4 protein-coding genes and 1 tRNA gene are annotated in these 1,853 nt (G+C 67.1%); 4 read left to right on the top strand and 1 reads right to left on the bottom strand.

The features are described 5' to 3' along the window. Positions 1-23 precede the first annotated feature (23 nt). Together ACFVJS_RS27805 and ACFVJS_RS27810 are read left to right on the top strand one after the other, a co-directional pair. Positions 24-105: transfer RNA gene (locus ACFVJS_RS27805), tRNA-Leu, on the top strand. 110 nt (positions 106-215) lie between these two features. Continuing rightward, the gene (locus tag ACFVJS_RS27810; protein ID WP_378886776.1) at positions 216-623 is read left to right on the top strand and encodes a hypothetical protein; all 408 of its coding nucleotides are present in this window, start codon (positions 216-218) and stop codon (positions 621-623) included. 2 nt (positions 624-625) lie between these two features. Here the strand turns inward: ACFVJS_RS27810 and bcp are convergent, their stop codons facing one another. Then, positions 626-1,096 (bottom strand): thioredoxin-dependent thiol peroxidase, encoded by a 471-nt coding sequence (gene bcp / locus ACFVJS_RS27815; protein ID WP_378886777.1) that lies wholly within the window; start codon positions 1,094-1,096, stop codon positions 626-628. A gap of 82 nt (positions 1,097-1,178) precedes the next feature. On the opposite strand from bcp, the gene ACFVJS_RS27820 reads away from it, so the two are divergent. Beyond that, complete coding sequence (locus ACFVJS_RS27820; RefSeq protein ID WP_378886778.1) at positions 1,179-1,436, top strand: DUF3618 domain-containing protein; 258 nt, start codon at positions 1,179-1,181, stop codon at positions 1,434-1,436. Between the two features lie 51 nt (positions 1,437-1,487). Continuing rightward, positions 1,488-1,790, top strand: coding sequence for a co-chaperone GroES (locus tag ACFVJS_RS27825; RefSeq protein WP_165111918.1), 303 nt, complete (start codon positions 1,488-1,490; stop codon positions 1,788-1,790). Positions 1,791-1,853 lie beyond the last annotated feature (63 nt).

Genomic DNA, 1,853 nt, shown 5'->3' on the forward strand with positions numbered 1-1,853 from the left:
GTCTCTAGACTGATCGCCGCTCGGCCGAAGTGGTGGAATTGGCAGACACGCAGGATTTAGGTTCCTGTGCTCCAGGGCGTGCGGGTTCAAGTCCCGCCTTCGGCACTCAGCGTCCGGGTTCGACCCGGGGCAGCCCAGGGGCGATCCCCATGGACATCGGGTACCTGACCCTCAAGGATGGAAGCACAACACCCCATCCAGAGAGGGATGAAGTCATGTCGTTCAAGGACAACGCGTCCAACTGGCGCGATGGCGTCCAGAAGGGCGTCGAAGGCGCCAAGCCCGCCGTCGAGGACGCCAAGGTGAAGTCGGCACCTCACCTTGTCACCGGCGGCGAGAAGACCATCGAGAAGGCCGGCGAGTTCAAGGCGCAGATCGAGGCCAAGCGGGCCGAGATGGCGTCGGCTCCCGACGCCGACTCGCCGCGCAACCAGGCGATCTCCGGTCTGCTCCAGGTCGGCGCCGCCGCCACTGAGGTCGCCGCCCAGGCGGGCGAGTGGCTGAAGGAGACCGGTGCCAAGTGGAGCGCCGGCACCGGCCCCGTGGTCGTCGAGCCTCCCAAGGAGATCCCGGGGGACGTACCTCCTCCGCCAGACTTCCAGAAGCCCGACGACCAGCAGTAGGCCTACCCCACCAGGTTGAGGTCGCGGCGGAGCTTGGCGACGTGACCGGTCGCCTTGACGTTGTACTGCGCGACCTCGATCTTGCCGTCCTCGTCGACCACGAAGGTCGAGCGGATCACGCCCTCGACGACCTTGCCGTAGAGCTTCTTCTCGCCGTAGGCGCCGTACGCCTGGTGCACGGCGAGGTCCTCGTCGGAGGCCAGGGTGATGGTGAGACCGTCACGCTCGCGGAACTTGGCGAGCTTGGCGGGCTTGTCCTTCGAGATCCCGATGACCTCGTAGCCGGCGGCCTTCAGCGAGTCGATCGAGTCGGTGAAGTCGCAGGCCTGCTTCGTGCAGCCGGGGGTCATCGCGGCGGGGTAGAAGTAGACGATCACCTTGCGGCCGCGGAGGCTGCTGAGCGAGACCTCCGCCCCGGTGTCGTCGGGAAGAGTGAAGTCGGGGGCAACATCGCCCGGCTCGAGACGCGTCATGGTGCCAACCTAGCGAACATTCCCAGGCGAACCGCAGCGGTGGCGCGCGCTGTGGACGCACGCCGGTTGCTAAGGTCTGGGCATGTCCAAGGACCAGACTTCCTCGCTCGAGTCCGAGATCGAAGAGATCCGCGAGCGGCTCGCAGGCACCATCGACGAGCTGATCTACCGGGGCAGCCCGAAGACGATCGTCCAGCGCCAGGTGGCGGCCGTCAAGGCGGTCTACGTCAACCCGATCTCCGGCGAGCCGAGGATGGGCAACATCGCCAAGACCGTCGGCGGAGTGGTGGGCACCGTCCTGCTCATGGCGACGCTGCGTAAGATCACCAAGGTCAACTGACCCCTCCACCGGCAAGGCAAGACGGACGTGACCGACAAGACCCCCATCAAGATGCTCCACGACCGGGTGCTGGTCGAGGTCGGGGCCGACGCTGGTGAGCGCCGCTCCTCCGGCGGCATCGTCATCCCGGCAACGGCCGCCATGGGCGGGGCCCGACGGCTCACCTGGTCGCGGGTGGTCGCGGTCGGTCCGCACGCGCGCGCCGTCGAGATCGGTGACCGGGTCCTCTTCGACGCCGACGACAAGCCGGAGGTCGAGGTCGCCGGTGAGGTCTACGTCCTGATGCGTGAGCGCGACGTGCACGCCGTCGCGGCCGAGCGGATCGCCGACGAATCTACTGGGTTGTATCTCTGAGTCTTACTGCCGAGTCGGCGCATCCGACCCCTCTGGCTCGCTTCGCTTCGCCAGGCACGGGGT

It is taken from the genome of Nocardioides sp. NPDC057772 (assembly GCF_042798075.1).
Taxonomy (GTDB): Bacteria; Actinomycetota; Actinomycetes; order Propionibacteriales; family Nocardioidaceae; genus Nocardioides.